General features: G+C 44.2%; 14 protein-coding genes. 12 read left to right on the top strand and 2 right to left on the bottom strand.

What is annotated here, in order from left to right:
* The first annotated feature begins 190 nt into the window (after positions 1–190).
* The 4 genes from ezrA (at position 191) to mbcS (ending at position 6,267) form a co-directional block, all read left to right on the top strand.
* A complete protein-coding gene (gene ezrA / locus F9802_RS12540; protein WP_152152428.1) occupies positions 191–1,879 on the top strand; it encodes a septation ring formation regulator EzrA in 1,689 nt (562 codons plus the stop codon).
* A 280-nt stretch (positions 1,880–2,159) separates the two neighbouring features.
* On the top strand, positions 2,160–3,296 hold the full coding sequence (locus tag F9802_RS12545; RefSeq protein ID WP_152152430.1) for a cysteine desulfurase family protein: 1,137 nt from the start codon (positions 2,160–2,162) through the stop codon (positions 3,294–3,296).
* 5 nt (positions 3,297–3,301) lie between these two features.
* Positions 3,302–4,504 carry a tRNA uracil 4-sulfurtransferase ThiI gene (gene thiI, locus F9802_RS12550; protein ID WP_152152432.1) on the top strand — a complete coding sequence of 401 codons (1,203 nt, stop codon included), beginning with the start codon at positions 3,302–3,304 and terminating at the stop codon, positions 4,502–4,504.
* A 182-nt stretch (positions 4,505–4,686) separates the two neighbouring features.
* Positions 4,687–6,267: an acyl-CoA synthetase MbcS gene (gene mbcS / locus F9802_RS12555; RefSeq protein ID WP_152152434.1), complete on the top strand. Its 1,581-nt coding sequence runs from the start codon at positions 4,687–4,689 to the stop codon at positions 6,265–6,267.
* 211 nt (positions 6,268–6,478) lie between these two features.
* On the opposite strand, the gene F9802_RS12560 is transcribed toward mbcS, so the two are convergent.
* Entirely contained in the window at positions 6,479–7,279 is an 801-nt protein-coding gene (locus F9802_RS12560; RefSeq protein ID WP_152152436.1) for an NAD kinase, read from the bottom strand.
* 140 nt (positions 7,280–7,419) lie between these two features.
* Here F9802_RS12560 and sppA point away from each other — a divergent pair, with 140 nt between their 5' ends.
* The 8 genes from sppA to F9802_RS12600 all read left to right on the top strand — a co-directional run bounded on the left by sppA (position 7,420) and on the right by F9802_RS12600 (position 14,810).
* Positions 7,420–8,430: a signal peptide peptidase SppA gene (gene sppA / locus F9802_RS12565; RefSeq protein ID WP_152152438.1), complete on the top strand. Its 1,011-nt coding sequence runs from the start codon at positions 7,420–7,422 to the stop codon at positions 8,428–8,430.
* 88 nt (positions 8,431–8,518) lie between these two features.
* Complete coding sequence (locus F9802_RS12570; protein ID WP_152152681.1) at positions 8,519–9,043, top strand: RDD family protein; 525 nt, start codon at positions 8,519–8,521, stop codon at positions 9,041–9,043.
* A 111-nt stretch (positions 9,044–9,154) separates the two neighbouring features.
* Positions 9,155–9,766 carry a DUF2953 domain-containing protein gene (locus F9802_RS12575; protein WP_191991932.1) on the top strand — a complete coding sequence of 204 codons (612 nt, stop codon included), beginning with the start codon at positions 9,155–9,157 and terminating at the stop codon, positions 9,764–9,766.
* A gap of 15 nt (positions 9,767–9,781) precedes the next feature.
* The gene (gene ytfJ, locus F9802_RS12580) at positions 9,782–10,213 is read left to right on the top strand and encodes a GerW family sporulation protein (protein WP_152152442.1); all 432 of its coding nucleotides are present in this window, start codon (positions 9,782–9,784) and stop codon (positions 10,211–10,213) included.
* 117 nt (positions 10,214–10,330) lie between these two features.
* Positions 10,331–10,831 carry a thiol peroxidase gene (gene tpx / locus F9802_RS12585; protein WP_152152445.1) on the top strand — a complete coding sequence of 167 codons (501 nt, stop codon included), beginning with the start codon at positions 10,331–10,333 and terminating at the stop codon, positions 10,829–10,831.
* Positions 10,832–10,916: 85 nt separating this feature from the next.
* Positions 10,917–11,906 carry a class I SAM-dependent methyltransferase gene (locus F9802_RS12590; RefSeq protein WP_152152447.1) on the top strand — a complete coding sequence of 330 codons (990 nt, stop codon included), beginning with the start codon at positions 10,917–10,919 and terminating at the stop codon, positions 11,904–11,906.
* 55 nt (positions 11,907–11,961) lie between these two features.
* Entirely contained in the window at positions 11,962–13,152 is a 1,191-nt protein-coding gene (locus F9802_RS12595; RefSeq protein WP_152152449.1) for an acetate kinase, read from the top strand.
* A 317-nt stretch (positions 13,153–13,469) separates the two neighbouring features.
* A complete protein-coding gene (locus F9802_RS12600; protein ID WP_152152451.1) occupies positions 13,470–14,810 on the top strand; it encodes an outer membrane protein assembly factor BamB family protein in 1,341 nt (446 codons plus the stop codon).
* Positions 14,811–14,882: 72 nt separating this feature from the next.
* On the opposite strand, the gene F9802_RS12605 is transcribed toward F9802_RS12600, so the two are convergent.
* Positions 14,883–15,467 (bottom strand): YitT family protein, encoded by a 585-nt coding sequence (locus tag F9802_RS12605; RefSeq protein WP_152152683.1) that lies wholly within the window; start codon positions 15,465–15,467, stop codon positions 14,883–14,885.
* Positions 15,468–15,686: the final 219 nt, after the last annotated feature.

Consider the following 15,686-nt stretch of genomic DNA (forward strand, 5'->3'; position numbering starts at 1 on the left):
TCCCGAATAAATGTTCATACACTTAGTGTAACAAAAATTTCACGTGTCAGCTTAAAAAAAAACGAATTTTGTCGTCAAAAAATGTCATATACATGGTATCATTATTAATAATTGAGATAAATGTGCATAATACACGACTATAAATAGATAAAACGACTACTTTTGCAGGCAGAAGAACAGGGGGCTTACGATGAAATTCGTCATTGGCGCAATAATAATAGCAGCCATTCTATTAATTATTGCCTATTTGAATAGAAAAAAGATTTACAAGGAAATTGATGTACTTGAAAAAAAGAAAGTGGAACTGATGCACCGGCCGGTCACCGATGAACTGGCAAAGGTGAAGCGGCTTAACATGACCGGGCAAACGGAAGAACTGTTTGACCGCTGGCGCCAAACATGGGACGACGTGCTGACGGTTGATTTGGCGGAAGTGGACGAGCGGTTGTTTGAATCAGAAGAGCGCGTTGACCAATTCCGATTCGGCAAAGCGAAAGAAACGAATGAAGCCATTGCCCGCAAACTGGAAGAGTCAGAAAAGAAAGTGGACGGCATTTTGTCTGAGCTGGATGAGTTGATCGGCAGTGAAGAAAGCAACCGTGAAGAAAGTGAAGAACTCAAAACGAAGCAGAGGGCAGCCAGGAAGCAGCTTCTCGCACACCGCCATACATTCGGTAAAGCGGCTGCTGTACTTGAAGTGCAGCTTGACGCTTTATCATCACAATTCGATAAGTTTGAAGAAATGACCAATGAAGGGAATTATCTGGCAGCGAGAGAAATCATTTTAAAGCTTAAGCATGAGATGGATAGTATTTTATACAAAATGGAAACTATCCCCGTACTGATGGCTGAAACGACAAACTTACTGCCGGCACAGCTGAATGAAATAGAGTCCGGCTATAAAGAAATGACACAAAAAGGATATTTGCTCGATCACTTGCAAATTGAAAAAGAAATTGTGAGCTTGCGCGAACAGCTTTCCCTTTATAAAGATTTTATTTTAAAAACAGAAACGAACGAAGTGGAAGCTGGGATTCAAGACGTAAAAGAAAACATTGACTTTTTCTACGATCTACTTGAAAAAGAAGTGGATGCGAAACATTTCCTCGTGAGTTATGACAGACAAACGAAAGAGCAGCTGGAAGGCGTGAGAGCAGCTAACGAAGATTTACAGGCCGAAACGGAACATGTGCGCCAAAGTTACCAGCTGGCAGAAGAAGAATGGATCGTTCCTCGTAAATTGGAAGAGGATATTTTCCGCCTTGGCAAAAAATATGACTTGCTTGAAGCGAGAATTATAGAACAAAATACTGCCTATTCTTTTTTACATGAAGAGTTGCAAGAAATTCATACACAGTTGGAAGAACTGCAAAAAGAACAAATAAGCTTCAGCCGTTTTTTAAAGACGCTTCGTAAAGATGAGATGGACGCTCGTGAAAAACTGGCTGAGCTCCGAAAAAAAATCAATGAGATTTTTCGATTGGTCAGCAAAAGCAACATGCCAGGTGTGCCCGATTTTTACCAGTTGCTGACGGAAGAAGCGACTGAACGCATCGGCGAAGTCGTACAATCGTTAAATGAGAAACCACTGAATATGAAGGCTGTTCAGGAAAAACTAAGCGAAGCTGTTTCCTCCGTGACCAATCTTGAACGTAAAACGGTGGAAGTGATCGACCAGGCGGAACTGGCGGAACGCATTATTCAATACGGAAACCGATACAAGCGCTCCCACCCAGTCGTTGGTGCCCAGCTTCATCAAGCTGAACTCGCTTTCAGAAACTATGACTATCGTACAGCCCTCGAAGAAGCCGCCACAGCGATTGACAAAGTTGATCCGAAAGGTCTAAAACAGCTTGAAGACATGATGAACAAAAAATAAACGATGCGGCCCCGGCAGATTGGCTTCCAATCAAGCCGGGGCTTTTTTGTGCGTTGCTCTGCGATTGATGGAATGTTGTTCCTCAATTTGAGGGATTTGTTCACGCAATTGGCCCGTTGTTTATTATTTTGCGGGGGTGTCCACGAATTCAGCTTCTTTTTCATCTTATCACTGAGCTTGTTCAAAATGTCGCAGACAATCAACTCATGTGAAGTTTCCTTCAAAAAGCGGCTGTGTTATGATAAATAGTTGAACAAACTGAAATGAAGCAGGTGTGAAAATGATTTATTTTGATAACAGTGCGACGACGAAACCGTATAAAGAAGCTTTAGATACCTTTGTAAAAGTGAATGAACAATTTTTTGGCAACCCGTCTTCTCTGCATCATCTGGGCATTCAGGCGGAACGGTTATTGACGGAAGCCCGCAAGCAAATTGCTTCATTAATGGGCGCAAAGAGCGAGGAAATCATTTTTACATCAGGCGGCACGGAGTCAAATAATTTGGCGATTAAAGGAGCTGCCTTTGCTAACAGGCACCGGGGCAGCCACATTATTACCCAACAGACCGAACACCCTTCCGTCATCAATGCGTGCCGTCAGCTGGAAGAACTCGGCTTTCAAGTAACTTATTTACCTGTGGATTCAGAAGGACGGGTGGCTGTACAGGAAATAGCACAAGCGCTTACGGATGAAACGATTGTCGTCTCTATCATGCATGTGAATAATGAAACGGGAACGATTCAACCGGTGAAAGAAATCGCGCAGCTGCTTCAAAAACATCCGAAGGCTTTGTTTCACGTCGATGATATTCAAGGGCGCGGAAAAGTGGAATTAAACTTGGACGGAATTGATCTTTGTTCCTTGTCAGCTCATAAGTTCCATGGTTTAAAAGGAAACGGCGTGTTATACAAGAAAAAGGAAGTAAAGCTGTCTTCGCTTTTATCGGGGGGCAACCAGGAAAGCGGCTGGCGAAGCGGCACAGAAAATGCAGGCGGCTTGGCTGCAATGGCGAAAGCGCTCCGCTTAACAGAAGAACAGCGGGCGGAAAAAGGCCATGTGATGAAAGATATCCAATTGTTTTTGCGCACCGAACTTGAGAAAATGGAACGTACAGTGATTCATACGCCTGAAGAAGGCTGTGCCCCGCATATTTTAAATTTTTCTATTGCAGGCATCAAAGGAGAAGTGCTCATTCATGCGCTTGAAGAAAAAGGCTGTTATTTGTCGACGACGAGTGCTTGTTCTTCTAGACAGAGAAAAACAAGCACGGTTCTGACAGCGATGGGTCTTTCGAAATCGGCAGCCGACAGCAGCATCAGGCTCAGCTTGTCGTACGGCAATACGATAGAAGAAGCGAAAGCATTCATTCGTCTATTAAAAGAAACAATTCCAAACTTAACGAAAGTTCAGAGGTGACAGCAATGAATTATGACCGCATATTAGTCCGGTACGGCGAGCTTTCCACGAAAGGGCGCAACCGCAATCAATTTATCAATAAACTGAAAAAAAGCATCCTGCATGTGTTACGGGACTATAAAGACTTAAAGATTGAATTAGGGCGTGACCGGCTGTTTATCCACTTAAATGGCACACCGTTTGAAGCGGTAAGAGAGAAGCTGAGACGTGTATTCGGTATTCAGTCATTTAGTCCGGTTGTCCGCACCGGCAAAGACATCGAAGAAATGAAGGCCGCGGCTTTAGAACTTGTGAGACGGAATTTCAGCGAAGGAAAAACATTCAAAGTATCTGCCCGCCGTTCTGACAAGCTGTTTGAACTGGACACGAATGAAATCAATTATACGATTGGCAGCCACGTGCTCAGAAACTTGGAAAAGCTGAAGGTCGATGTGAAGAACCCCGACATTAATTTGCTTGTGGAGGTCCGGGCAGAAGGCGTATTTTTATCGTGCGAAAAGTACTCTGGTGCTGTCGGATTGCCGACAGGAGCAAGTGGAAAAGCGATGCTGTTGTTGTCGGGCGGAATCGACAGTCCAGTCGCCGGTTACTTTATGCTGAAAAGAGGCGTGGAAATCGAAGCCATTCACTTTCACAGTCCGCCTTATACGAGTGAGCGGGCGAAGCAAAAAGTGATTGATCTGGCGTCTAAACTGACGGAATTCGGAGCCAGAATGAAGCTTCATATCGTTCCGTTTACCGCCATTCAGCAAAAAATCCAAGAGCAAGTGCCGGAGAATTATACGATGACTTCGACAAGAAGAATGATGCTTGCCATTGCTGATAAAATCTGCAAACAGCGCGGCGGCCTCGCGATTGTCACGGGAGAAAGTCTCGGACAAGTGGCCAGTCAGACACTTGAGAGCATGCGGGCGATCAACGAAGTGACATCGACTCCTGTTTTGCGGCCGCTCATCGCTATGGATAAGCTCGATATTATCGATGTCGCTCAAACGATCGGCACACATGACATTTCTATCTTGCCTTATGAAGATTGCTGTACAATTTTCACGCCGCCGTCTCCGAAAACAAGGCCGAAGCTCGAAAAAGTACAATTTTTTGAAAGCTTCGTTGACTTTGAAGAAATGATGGAAGAAGCCGTTCGCGACATGGAAACGATTCAGCTGCCGGAAGAAAAAGCGGCCGGCGAATTTTCAGATTTGCTTTAAAAGAAGCCTGCCGGTCGGATTAACAAGTACAAACTAGCCGATCATACAAAAAAACACAAGAGTGTTCGCAATGAAAACCTCTTGTGTTTTTGTGTGGATTTTTCAGCGTATCCACCGTAAAATATTTCAAATCTTTCAATTGTTCTGTATAATAGAGTTATACTAACCAAGGGGGTATGATGATGAAAAGAGAGGACTTGCTTGCACCTGAACAATACAATATCGTGATGGAAGTAGAGAAGTTCGCAAAAGATCCAAATCGCCTAGCGTTAAAATGGGAAAATGAAGCCGGAGAGAAAAAAGAGATTACATATGCAGAATTAATAAAAACAACGAATAAGATTGGAAACGCTTTCTTAGCGAGCGGCTTGAAGAAAGGCGATCCGATTTTAATTATGGTGCCACGCTTAATTGAAGCGTATCAAGTATTCTTAGCTGCGTTAAAAACCGGCCTAGTCATCATCCCCAGCGCTGAATTGCTGCGCACGAAAGATTTAAACTACCGAATTGAGCATGCAGGCGTTAAAGGAGTTGTCTGTTACGCCCCCTTTGCCGATCAGTTAAAAGAAGCGGATAAGATAGACGAACTAATTAAGTTTTCATTCGGCGGAAAAACAGAAGACTGGATGGCGCTTGAAGAAAAAATGGCGGAAGCGTCAGACGAACTAGCCATCGCTGAAACGTCAAAAGACGATATTGCGTTTCTTCCGTATACGTCCGGTACGACCGGAAACCCAAAAGGCGTGGTGCATACTCATGCATGGGGCTATGCCCATTTAAAAACAGCGGCACCGAACTGGCTCGGCATTAAAGATGGGGACGCCGTCTGGGCGACGGCAGGGCCTGGCTGGCAAAAATGGACGTGGAGCCCATTTCTCTCTGTGCTTGGTTCAGGAGCGACAGGATTTGTGTATAACGGCAAATTTGAACCGAGAAAATATCTTAAACTGTTGGAGCAAAATAAAATTAACGTGCTTTGCTGTACGCCGACTGAATATCGCTTAATCTCCAAAGTAGATAACTTGGCAGATTACGATTTATCAAGTCTGCACAGCGCGGTTTCTGCCGGCGAGCCGTTAAACCGTGAAGTCATTGATACGTTCCGCAAGCATTTTAATGTGGATGTGCGTGACGGTTATGGCCAGACAGAAAGCACACTTGTGATCGGCGTGATGAAGGGAATGGAGGTCAAGCCTGGTTCCATGGGCAAACCGACGCCAGGTAACCGCGTGGAAATCATTAATGAAGACGGCGAGCCGGTTGAAACGGGTATCGTCGGCGATATTGCGGTTCACATCGATACACCGGCGCTTTTCAAAAACTACTACAAAGATCCGGAACGGACAGCTATGCAATTTAGAGGCGATTATTATTTAACGGGCGACAAAGCGAAAAAAGATGAAGACGGTTATTACTGGTTTGAAGGCCGCGGCGATGATATCATCATCAGTTCCGGCTATACGATCGGCCCGTTCGAGGTTGAAGACGCACTCGTGAAGCATCCGGATGTAAAAGAGTGTGCCGTTGTCGCGAGCCCTGATGAAATCCGCGGACACATCGTCAAGGCCTTTGTTGTGCTGCAGGACGGAGTGGATGCCAAGGAGCCGGAGCTTGTAGAAAAGCTGCAAAATCACGTAAAAGAATTAACAGCTCCTTATAAATATCCGAGAAAAATAGAGTTTATTGATGATTTACCGAAGACGACCTCCGGAAAAATCCGCCGCATTGAGCTGCGTCAGGCGGAAAGAGAAGTAACAAATTAATTCCAATTGCCAAGAGACCCGCTTAAATAGCGGGCTTCTTTTTTGAAGACCGAAATAGTCGAAAAAGACAATATTTCGCGAAAAAACCGAAAAAGGAAGTGCGTAACGAGCCGCGGCTTGTTCGCACTTCCTTTTCGGTTATCCCACATGCAGGTCTCTGTCTCAAGGCATTGAGTGTCACGAAGAAATCCTCACTGCTGGAAGTCTCATTTTATAAAAAGGAGCGCTTCACTTTATGCCAGAATGAGTTATCTTTCAGCTTCAGCGTTTTAATGCGTTTCTCGCTCAGTGAGATTTTAATCTCTTCAATATGCTGTACACTTAGCGCTTCGTTATCGATGCCCATAATCGGATAATTGTTGCTGCCTTTGAGCATTTTCAGCATAAGTGTGCGATCGCCGCTTAAAATAAAAGAAGAACCAAGTGTGCGGTACCGCTTATTGTTCAGTGAAGCGAGTTCGCTTACTTGCATGCACGGAAGTAGCGGATCGACAACAGCCCCGCTTACTGATTTGTTATAAGCGGTACTGCCGGTCGGTGTGGCAATGATCATGCCGTCGCCGCGAAACGTTTCAAAATGGAGGTCGTCTATGTACACGTTCATTTCCATCGTTTTAATAATGCTTGATTTAATGCTGAATTCATTTAAACAGTAAAAAACCGCTTCTTGATCTAAAGAAATTTGCAAAACAGGATAGCGGCGCACTTCCATTTCCGCTTTCGACATCACTTCGATTAAGCTCGCTGTATCATTCGCCTGGAAATCACAATACATATTCAAATCATCGAAAATAGAAATTCCGACATACAAACAATCTTCCCGGAATCCGCTTTTTTGAACGGCTTGTAAAAATGTACCGTCGCCGCCGACACTGACGATAATGTTCGCCTCATCAGAATGATCGACAATCGTAAAGCCATATTGGACGGCTAGTTTTTTCAGTTCTTCCACTTTTTCCGCTACGTTTTTCCGGCGGGTTTCATAAAAATATAGATTACGGCGCTGATCCATAAGAAAAACTCCTTTTTGGTAAAATTAGTATGAGAGTTCTTGCATGTTTTGTTAGAATAAGGTGAGCCTGTTTTTAGTGTACCATGCATCGGCTGATTTTTCGAAGTCGGGGCGTTAAATAAGAGAAAGGGGAGATCAGAGTGAATAAGAAAAGAATCATTGCTCTAGCATTAGCTGCTGGATTATTAATTGTGTCCGTCATTGTCAATACAGCTTCAGTTGCACTGACATCCGATATTTCCACAGCGTGGGAAACAGCCATGGGTGCAAGCGAAGAAGATTTTACTGAACGAGTGGAGGAAGAAGGAAGCGCCCGGAAGAAAATTGCTGTTCTTCCGGTTGAAGGTGTGATTCAAGACACAGCAACAACGGAATCATTTCTTTCTTCACCAGGCTACAACCATCAGCAATTTATGAAAAAACTTGATAAAGTGCAAGAAGACCAGTCGGTAAAAGCGATTGTTCTTCAAGTGAATTCACCGGGTGGAGGTGTTGTGGAAAGCGCGCAAATCCATGATAAAATCCGCGAAATAAAAGAAAAAACGAAAAAGCCAGTCTACGTATCAATGGGATCGATGGCAGCGTCCGGCGGCTATTACATATCCGCTCCCGCCGATAAAATTTACGCGAGCCCGGAAACGCTGACCGGCTCACTCGGCGTCATTATGCAAAGCGTGAACTATTCGGAGCTTGCGAAAAATTATGGGGTCGACTTTGTCACGATTAAAAGCGGCCCGCATAAAGACATTTTAAGCCCGACGCGTAAAGTAACTGAAGAAGAAAAGAAAATCTTGCAATCGATGATCAACAATTCTTACAACGGCTTTGTGGACGTCATCGCGAAAGGACGCGGCATGTCTAAAGAACAAGTGAAAAAAATAGCCGATGGCCGCATTTATGACGGCCGCCAGGCGAAAGAGTTAAACTTAATTGATGGCTTCGGTTATCTTGAAGACACGGTTGAGGCGCTGAAAAAAGCAGAAAATTTAAAAGGCGCTCAAGTGATAACGTATGAATCCAATTCCGGCCTGCCATCTTTCTTAACGATGAAAGCACAGCAGCTACTCGGTGGAAATGAAGAAATCAATGCATTGATGAAAATCTTTTCGCATCCAAATTCTCCGCGGCTGATGTATTTGTATGCAGAATAAATAAAGGAGGAGATCGATGATGAGGGAAGACTCAAATAAAGAACTGGAAGAGAAAGAAAGTCTAGAAGCAGAAGAGCAGCTGGCCCGCATGGTGCAAGAGCAGCATCCGATAGAAGAAGAGCAGCTTGCGGAAGAAAAGATGCCGTATGCCGCTTCCGCTGTTTCCGTTCTGCATTATGCTGGGTTTTGGATGCGGTTCTGGGCGTATCTTTTAGATTTAATCGTGATCGGCAGCATTTCCCGTCTGCTTGTGTACCCGTTATTTCGCGCAGCGGAGCTGGATACAACGTCAGGTGAGCTGTTTTCCGCAATTAACATAGCTGCAGCCGCCGTCTTTTATTTGTATTTTATTTTGATGACGAAGCGGTGGGGGCAAACGATTGGCAAAATGGTCTTTGGCTTAAAGGTCATTTCACTAAAATCATCTGACCTTTCCTGGCAGGCTATTTTATTTAGAGAATGGATCGGCCGCTATTTATCAGCGACGATTTTTATTTTGTACGTGCTCGTTGCCTTTTTGCCGAAAAAGCAAGGGCTGCACGACTACTTTGCCGACACGACCGTTATTCATGAACGCTCGTTGGTCGTTCAAACACCTATCCAAACTGTGTAAACAAAGAGTTTGTCCCGAAAGTCAATGAATAATTGGCTGTTGGGGCAGATTTCTTTGTGTTTACAATCTTTTTCCTGTGGGCAGACTGTTTATCGGAAAAGGAGGGGGGACATGGAGTTTTTATGGTGGGGGCTGGCAATCCTTGCAGGGCTGATGCTAATCGTTTGTCTGTTGAAGCTACAGATACTGTTTTATTTTTTACGTGTTCCTGGGCACACGGAGGCGCACGTTCGTTTCCACTTGTTCCGCGGTCTATTGACGTACACCTTCCATATTCCTTTGAAAAAGCTAGCGGAGGAGGGGGAAGAAAAAGTGGAGAAAGAAGTAGAACAGCTGGCAGCACAAGTAAAAGCGAAGCTGAAGCAGGCGGCCCGGCTTCATGCCGTCATCCGCTCTTTTTTAAATAAAGTAGAAGTCCGCGGCCTCCGCTGGCAGACGGCTGTTGGCATGAGGGATGCGGCTTGGACAGCAACGGCAGCAGGCTCTCTCTGGGCGTTAAAAGGAAACGCCGTATCAGCGGTGAGCCGCATGGTGAACATGACAGCAAGACCGGAGCTTGCTGTTACTCCCGTATTCGGGCAATCGATCTGGAAAATGGAATGTTCTTGTATGATTTCTTTTCGAATTGGACATGCTATAGCTGCAGTCATTCAACTATTTTTTCGCCGGCGCAGCAACAACAAGCGAGTAGAGGATGGGCCGGCCTTTCAAAAAAATGTCTAAACGGGAGGGATGAAAATGAGTGACCATCCAATCCAGGGCTTGATGACAACAGCCATGGAAAATTTAAAAGATATGATTGATGTCAACACGATCATCGGTGATCCAGTCGAAACGCCCGACGGCAGCATCATCATGACCGTTTCCAAAGTAGGCTTCGGGTTTGCGGCTGGTGGCAGCGAATTTACGATCAACAAGCAGGGCGGCGGCCAGGAGAAAAGTCCATTTGGCGGCGGAAGCGGCGGTGGCGTGTCGATTACACCTATTGCTTTTTTAATCGTCAACTCTAACGACGTACGCGTACTCCATTTAGACGAAAACACCCACTTGCTCGATAAAATTATCGATTTAGCTCCTTCTGTGATCGAGAAAATTCAAAGCATGATGAATAAAAATAATCAGTCTAAACAAACATCAGCGAAAAAGACAGCTTCAGACTTTACCATTTAAAAGAAGTTTGAATCTTTTTCTCCCTTGCTGTTCGCCGGCAGGGCTTTTTCTTTGCAATTCTTTCTTTTAAACAAGTATGATGGTAAGTGTGAAAAAGATGGAGGAGGGATTATTAACATGGCAAATGTAACATTTAAAGGAAATCCAGTCACATTGCTTGGAAATGAAGTGAAGGTGGGCGACCAGGCACCTGATTTTAAAGTACTCGCAACAGACTTATCCGAGGTCACGTTAGCTGACTCTAGTGGGAAAGTACGTTTAATCAGCGTGATTCCTTCAATTGATACAGGTGTTTGTGAAAAGCAAACACGCAAGTTTAATGAAGAGGCATCACAGATTGATAACGTGCAAGTTATTACGATTTCCGCCGACTTGCCGTTTGCGCAAAAACGCTGGTGTGCGGCAAATGGACTGGAAAATGTTAAAACATACTCCGACCATCGCGACCTTTCGTTTGCAGAAGCGTACGGTGTACATATGAAAGAATTACGCCTGCTCGCACGCTCTGTATTTGTCGTTGACAGCGAAGGCAAAGTTACATATGTAGAGTATGTGGGTGAAGGAACCGATCATCCGGATTACGAAAAAGCAATTGAGGCAGCAAAAGCCGCCAAATAAAAAGTGAAAATAAGAGGCTGGCTCTTTATGGGCCAGCCTTTTTAAAGCCTTCAAAAGCGATAAAAGGGACACAGGAGGAACGAAGATGAACGAATTATCCCCAATCGAACGCTTATTTAACACCTTCGACGAAACAGCCGCCACTCTTCAACAAGAGCTGTCATGCACGTATTTGGATGCCCTAGCAGAAACGGCTGAAAACTTATTCCAACAGAAAATCTTGCAGGATGAAATGAGCGATCTCGCGAAAAAGCGGGTATGGAAAAAATACGAGGAAACGAAACTTGCGGGCTATTCGAAAGAAGAAATCCGCCAAGCTTATCAACTCGCCATTTTAAAAGGCATGCAGGAAAACGTGCAGCCGAATCACCAAATGACGCCGGATTCCATCGGCCTGTTTATTAGCTATTTGCTGGAGAAATTCATGCGCGGAAAAAAAGAGTTCGCGATTCTCGATCCGGCGATTGGGACAGGTAACTTGCTGTTGACAATGTTAAACAGGCAGCCGGAAGCGTCCGTGTCAGCCATTGGCGTAGATGTAGATGATCTGCTGCTTAAACTTGCCTGGTGCGGAGCGAACTTGATGGAGCAGCCCGTTCAGCTTTATAATCAGGATGGACTCGAGCCACTGTTCATTGATCCGGCAGACGCGGTCGTGTGTGATTTGCCGGTCGGCTGGTACCCGAATGACGTGAGAGCGGCCGATTATGAACTAAAAGCAGAAGAAGGGCATTCTTTTGCCCACCATTTATTTATGGAACAAAGCGTGAAGCACACGAAGCCCGGTGGCTATCTTTTCTTTCTAATTCCGAATGGCTTGTTTGAAGAGGCCGGCGCCGACAAGCTGCATCGCTTTTTCCAAAAGCATGTTCATATTCAAGGAATCATTCAACTGCCGTTGACGATGTTTAAAAATAAACAAGCGGCAAAAAGCATTTTAATTTTACAAAAACAACAAGAAGGCGTCCTTGCACCGAAAAGAGTATTTCTCGCGAATATGCCATCGATGAAAGACCGGCAGGCGATGCAGTCGATCATGGTAAAAATGGATGACTGGTTTAAAGAAAGCAAATAATATAGAATAACTTATCGGCTAGTCGCATCTTGTTTAAACTACTGAGGAGGTTTATATGTCTAAAATTATTGCTATCAACGCCGGAAGCAGCTCGTTAAAGTTCCAGCTGTTTGATATGCCGGAAGAACGGGTCATTACAAAAGGACTCGTTGAAAGGATTGGTTTGCCGCAGGCTTTGTTCAATATTTCCGTTGACGGCCATAAACAAAAGGAAATTATGGACATCCCAAACCATGCGGAAGCTGTCCGTATTCTGTTAAGTAAATTAACCGATCTCGGCATTATTCAATCGCTTGAAGAAATAGACGGCATCGGCCACCGTGTCGTCCACGGCGGGGAAGTATTTACCGAGTCTGCTTTAATTACTGAAGAAGTAGAAGAGCAAATTGAACAGCTGTCTGATTTGGCTCCGCTGCATAATCCGGCGAACTTAACGGGAATCCGCGCGTTTAAAGCGGCATTGCCGAACGTGCCGGCAGTGGCAGTATTTGATACAGCCTTTCACCAAACAATGCCCGAAAGCTCGTTTCTTTACAGTTTGCCGTATCAATACTATACAGATTACGGTATCCGTAAATACGGCTTTCACGGCACTTCTCACAAATACGTTTCGCGCCGGGCGGCTGAGTTGCTCGAACGGCCGCTTGACCAGCTGCGCTTAATTTCCTGCCACTTAGGAAACGGGGCAAGTATTTCCGCCATTCAAGGCGGAAAGTCAATCGATACATCAATGGGCTTCACGCCGCTTGCGGGGGTTACAATGGGCACGAGATCAGGCAATATTGATCCGGCGCTGATTCCGTTTATTATGGAAAAAACGGAAAAAACAGCTGACGAAGTACTCGATGTATTAAACAAAGAATCGGGCATGCTCGGCGTGTCGGGCTTCTCAAGTGACCTTCGCGACATTGAAGAAGAAGCGGCCAAAGGTAACGAACGCGCCCAGCTCGCACTTGAAGTATTCGCGGGCCGGATACACAAATACATCGGCTCGTACGCCGCGCGCATGTCTGGCGTGGATGCCATCATTTTCACCGCAGGCATTGGCGAAAACAGCGACGTCATCCGCGCCCGTGTTTTGCGCGGACTCGAATTTATGGGCATTTATTGGGACCCTGCTCTCAACCAAATCCGTGGCAAAGAAGCCTACATCAATTACCCGCACTCACCAGTCAAAGTGCTCGTCATTCCGACTGATGAAGAAGTCATGATCGCCCGGGATACGGTGGAATTGGCGGGATTATAATAGAAGGAAGCTGCCGTTTTGAACGGCGGCTTTTTTTGCGAGGGATTTGCTTGTCAATCGGTGTCATCTTAAGCAGTGGTATAAGACTAAAAATGTCGGACACCACCTGGCTTGGTAAAGAAAAGCGAATCTTTTCTTTAGTGTATAACCAGTTAAAGAAATTCATAATAAAAATGTTTTATGGTGAAAAATAGAGGGAAGTGATCAGGGAGAGAACCAGATGGTGTAAAAACAAAGACAGCAATGAGGAGAATGGCCGTCAATGGAAACGGCAGGTGTGAGGTCAGCAAGGTGAAATAAAGTATGTGGAGGCAAATATGAAAAGAAATTCACTTCTTCTTTCTTTACTTCTTTTCCTAATAACAGGATCGGTTGTTCAAGCAAATCAAGATATGACTTCTTTTGGGCCAACAGAATGGGAGCAATACAGAATTAATACATCTAACAATGCTGTTTTTTCAAATGGAAATACGCGTACGACCACCCAAACTTATAAAACCAGTGATGAAGTGAGAGCAAATCCTGTAATCGTAGAAAACAGTCTATATGTCGGTACCCATAATACAGGGGACTTATATTCTTTTGATGTTTTTTCAGGAAAGATAAATTGGAAAGCCCAGGTGCCAAATTGGATACACACAGATGCTATTTATGCTGATGATTTAGTGTTTGTTGGCTATGGGAACAGGAAGTTTGCTAACCCATATTTGCAAAAGATTAGAGGGACAGGAGAAAGCGGGGTTGCTGCATTCGATGCTAAAACTGGAAGAAATGTTTGGCGATATCGGACAAGAGGAGAAGTCATGCCTGCACCGGCTTATCAGAATGGCACCATTTATATCGCTGCAGGAAACAGCAAGCTCTATGCTATTGACGCTGAAACCGGAGAATTACAATGGGACCTTTCGCTTCCAGGCTGGGCAAGTATGTCTTCACCACATATAAAAAATGGAATCCTGTATGTCGGCGCTCGAGAAAAGCTAGTAGCCGTAGATCTTGAAAAACAAGAGATTATCTGGAAACAGGGCAAGCTTGGTTCGGTTACAGATGTGCCGCCAGCAGTATCAGAAGGTAATATAGTAGTTGTAAGCGGAGCAAAGATGAATCTTGAATTGAATAAAAAGCAACTTATTGAAGTATATGGAGAAAATATGCCGAATCTCCATTTCGCATTAACTCCTGCAGAGCGAAAAAGATACGGCGGAGATGCGGAGAATTATCACTTTATTTATGCGTTTGACAGTGTATCTGGGAAGCTGTTATGGAAGGACCTGATGGGAACAGGTCCAGATCAGAAAGTTCCGATCCCGCACACTAATACATCGGGAGCTGTCACAATTGAAGGGGATGTCGCCTACGTTGGCAGCCCTTATACTAAATCCATGATGGCTTACCAAATTTCAACTGGAAAAAAGATTTGGGAAGTTAGAACTGGAACGGGCATAAAAGGAGCGCCCGCTGTTAAGGATAGGTTAATATACTTTGGTGACACTGAAGGAAATTTGTATACAGTTCAAGGGAAAGATGGAAAAACCATTCATAAGCAAAAACTGGGCGGACCGCTTTCTCCGGGAGGCCCAGTCATCATAAATGAAACTTTGTTTATTGGCAGCCAAGATCATCATGTTTATGCCAGACAGTTGAGTGAACTTCAGTAATATCAACATATTGAATGAATAGTTCACTCTTGGATAATATATTATGCGCGATAGTATGTACCGCCTATCCAATTATCTAAAATAAACATTTACCGATCTAAATGAAGTCAGTATACCTACAATAAGGCTAACGCCAATTATTGTAAAAAGTGAATAAATTAATGTTCCATCTTTAAAGATCAATAAACCAGAAGCAAGGATAAGTGCATCAATAAAAAAAATGATGAATCCTGCATTAATGGAGAAATGTTTTGAAATGATAAGCGCCAGTAAATCGACTCCGCCTGGGGATGTGTGATGTCTTAACATTAAACCGGATCCCAATCCGATGAATAAACCCCCAACAGCGGCACTAATTAAGATGGGGAGATGGATCATCCCTATTAATGGAACGAGTAAATCAATCATAATAGAGGTAAAGAGAGTGGCATATAAACTGTTGAAAAAATAGGATCGATCATACTTAAAGGCGAAAAGGTAAATAGGTATATTTAAACACGTAATAGTGATGCCTATTTTGAGTCCCCATAAATAGTTAAATAATAGACCAATCCCAAAAACTCCTCCATCAAGGAGGTGAAAGGGAAGAATGAATACGTTAATGCCTATTCCAATAAGTAGCCCCGCACATCCAATGACAATGATCTTCTTCAGTATTTTCCTCCTCCTTGTCCAAGTTCTTACTTAAAAAACTATGCATGCAAAAGAATGTTATGCCTGGGCACCATCCACCCTTTACAAAAAAACGGAAGATTAGCCTGCAAATCGGCACCAGCCGACTGTAGATATGAGGAGACCACCTGTAAAATTTTTCTTAACTTCATATCCGCATCTCTAATGAACCGCATGTTGAATGTCCGGAGGAAAACGCGGGAA

This window comes from Bacillus aerolatus (genome assembly GCF_009183655.1).
Lineage (GTDB): Bacteria > Bacillota > Bacilli > Bacillales > Domibacillaceae > Pseudobacillus > Pseudobacillus aerolatus.

Excerpts from the sequence above, each read along its gene's own strand:
- ezrA (WP_152152428.1), top strand. The coding sequence starts at position 191 with ATGAAATTCGTCATTGGCGCAATAATAATAGCAGCCATTCTATTAATT.
- F9802_RS12545 (WP_152152430.1), top strand. The coding sequence starts at position 2,160 with ATGATTTATTTTGATAACAGTGCGACGACGAAACCGTATAAAGAAGCT.
- thiI (WP_152152432.1), top strand. The coding sequence starts at position 3,302 with ATGAATTATGACCGCATATTAGTCCGGTACGGCGAGCTTTCCACGAAA.
- mbcS (WP_152152434.1), top strand. The coding sequence starts at position 4,687 with ATGAAAAGAGAGGACTTGCTTGCACCTGAACAATACAATATCGTGATG.
- F9802_RS12560 (WP_152152436.1), bottom strand. The coding sequence starts at position 7,279 with ATGGATCAGCGCCGTAATCTATATTTTTATGAAACCCGCCGGAAAAAC.
- F9802_RS12570 (WP_152152681.1), top strand. The coding sequence starts at position 8,519 with ATGGTGCAAGAGCAGCATCCGATAGAAGAAGAGCAGCTTGCGGAAGAA.
- F9802_RS12575 (WP_191991932.1), top strand. The coding sequence starts at position 9,155 with ATGGAGTTTTTATGGTGGGGGCTGGCAATCCTTGCAGGGCTGATGCTA.
- ytfJ (WP_152152442.1), top strand. The coding sequence starts at position 9,782 with ATGAGTGACCATCCAATCCAGGGCTTGATGACAACAGCCATGGAAAAT.
- tpx (WP_152152445.1), top strand. The coding sequence starts at position 10,331 with ATGGCAAATGTAACATTTAAAGGAAATCCAGTCACATTGCTTGGAAAT.
- F9802_RS12590 (WP_152152447.1), top strand. The coding sequence starts at position 10,917 with ATGAACGAATTATCCCCAATCGAACGCTTATTTAACACCTTCGACGAA.
- F9802_RS12595 (WP_152152449.1), top strand. The coding sequence starts at position 11,962 with ATGTCTAAAATTATTGCTATCAACGCCGGAAGCAGCTCGTTAAAGTTC.
- F9802_RS12600 (WP_152152451.1), top strand. The coding sequence starts at position 13,470 with ATGAAAAGAAATTCACTTCTTCTTTCTTTACTTCTTTTCCTAATAACA.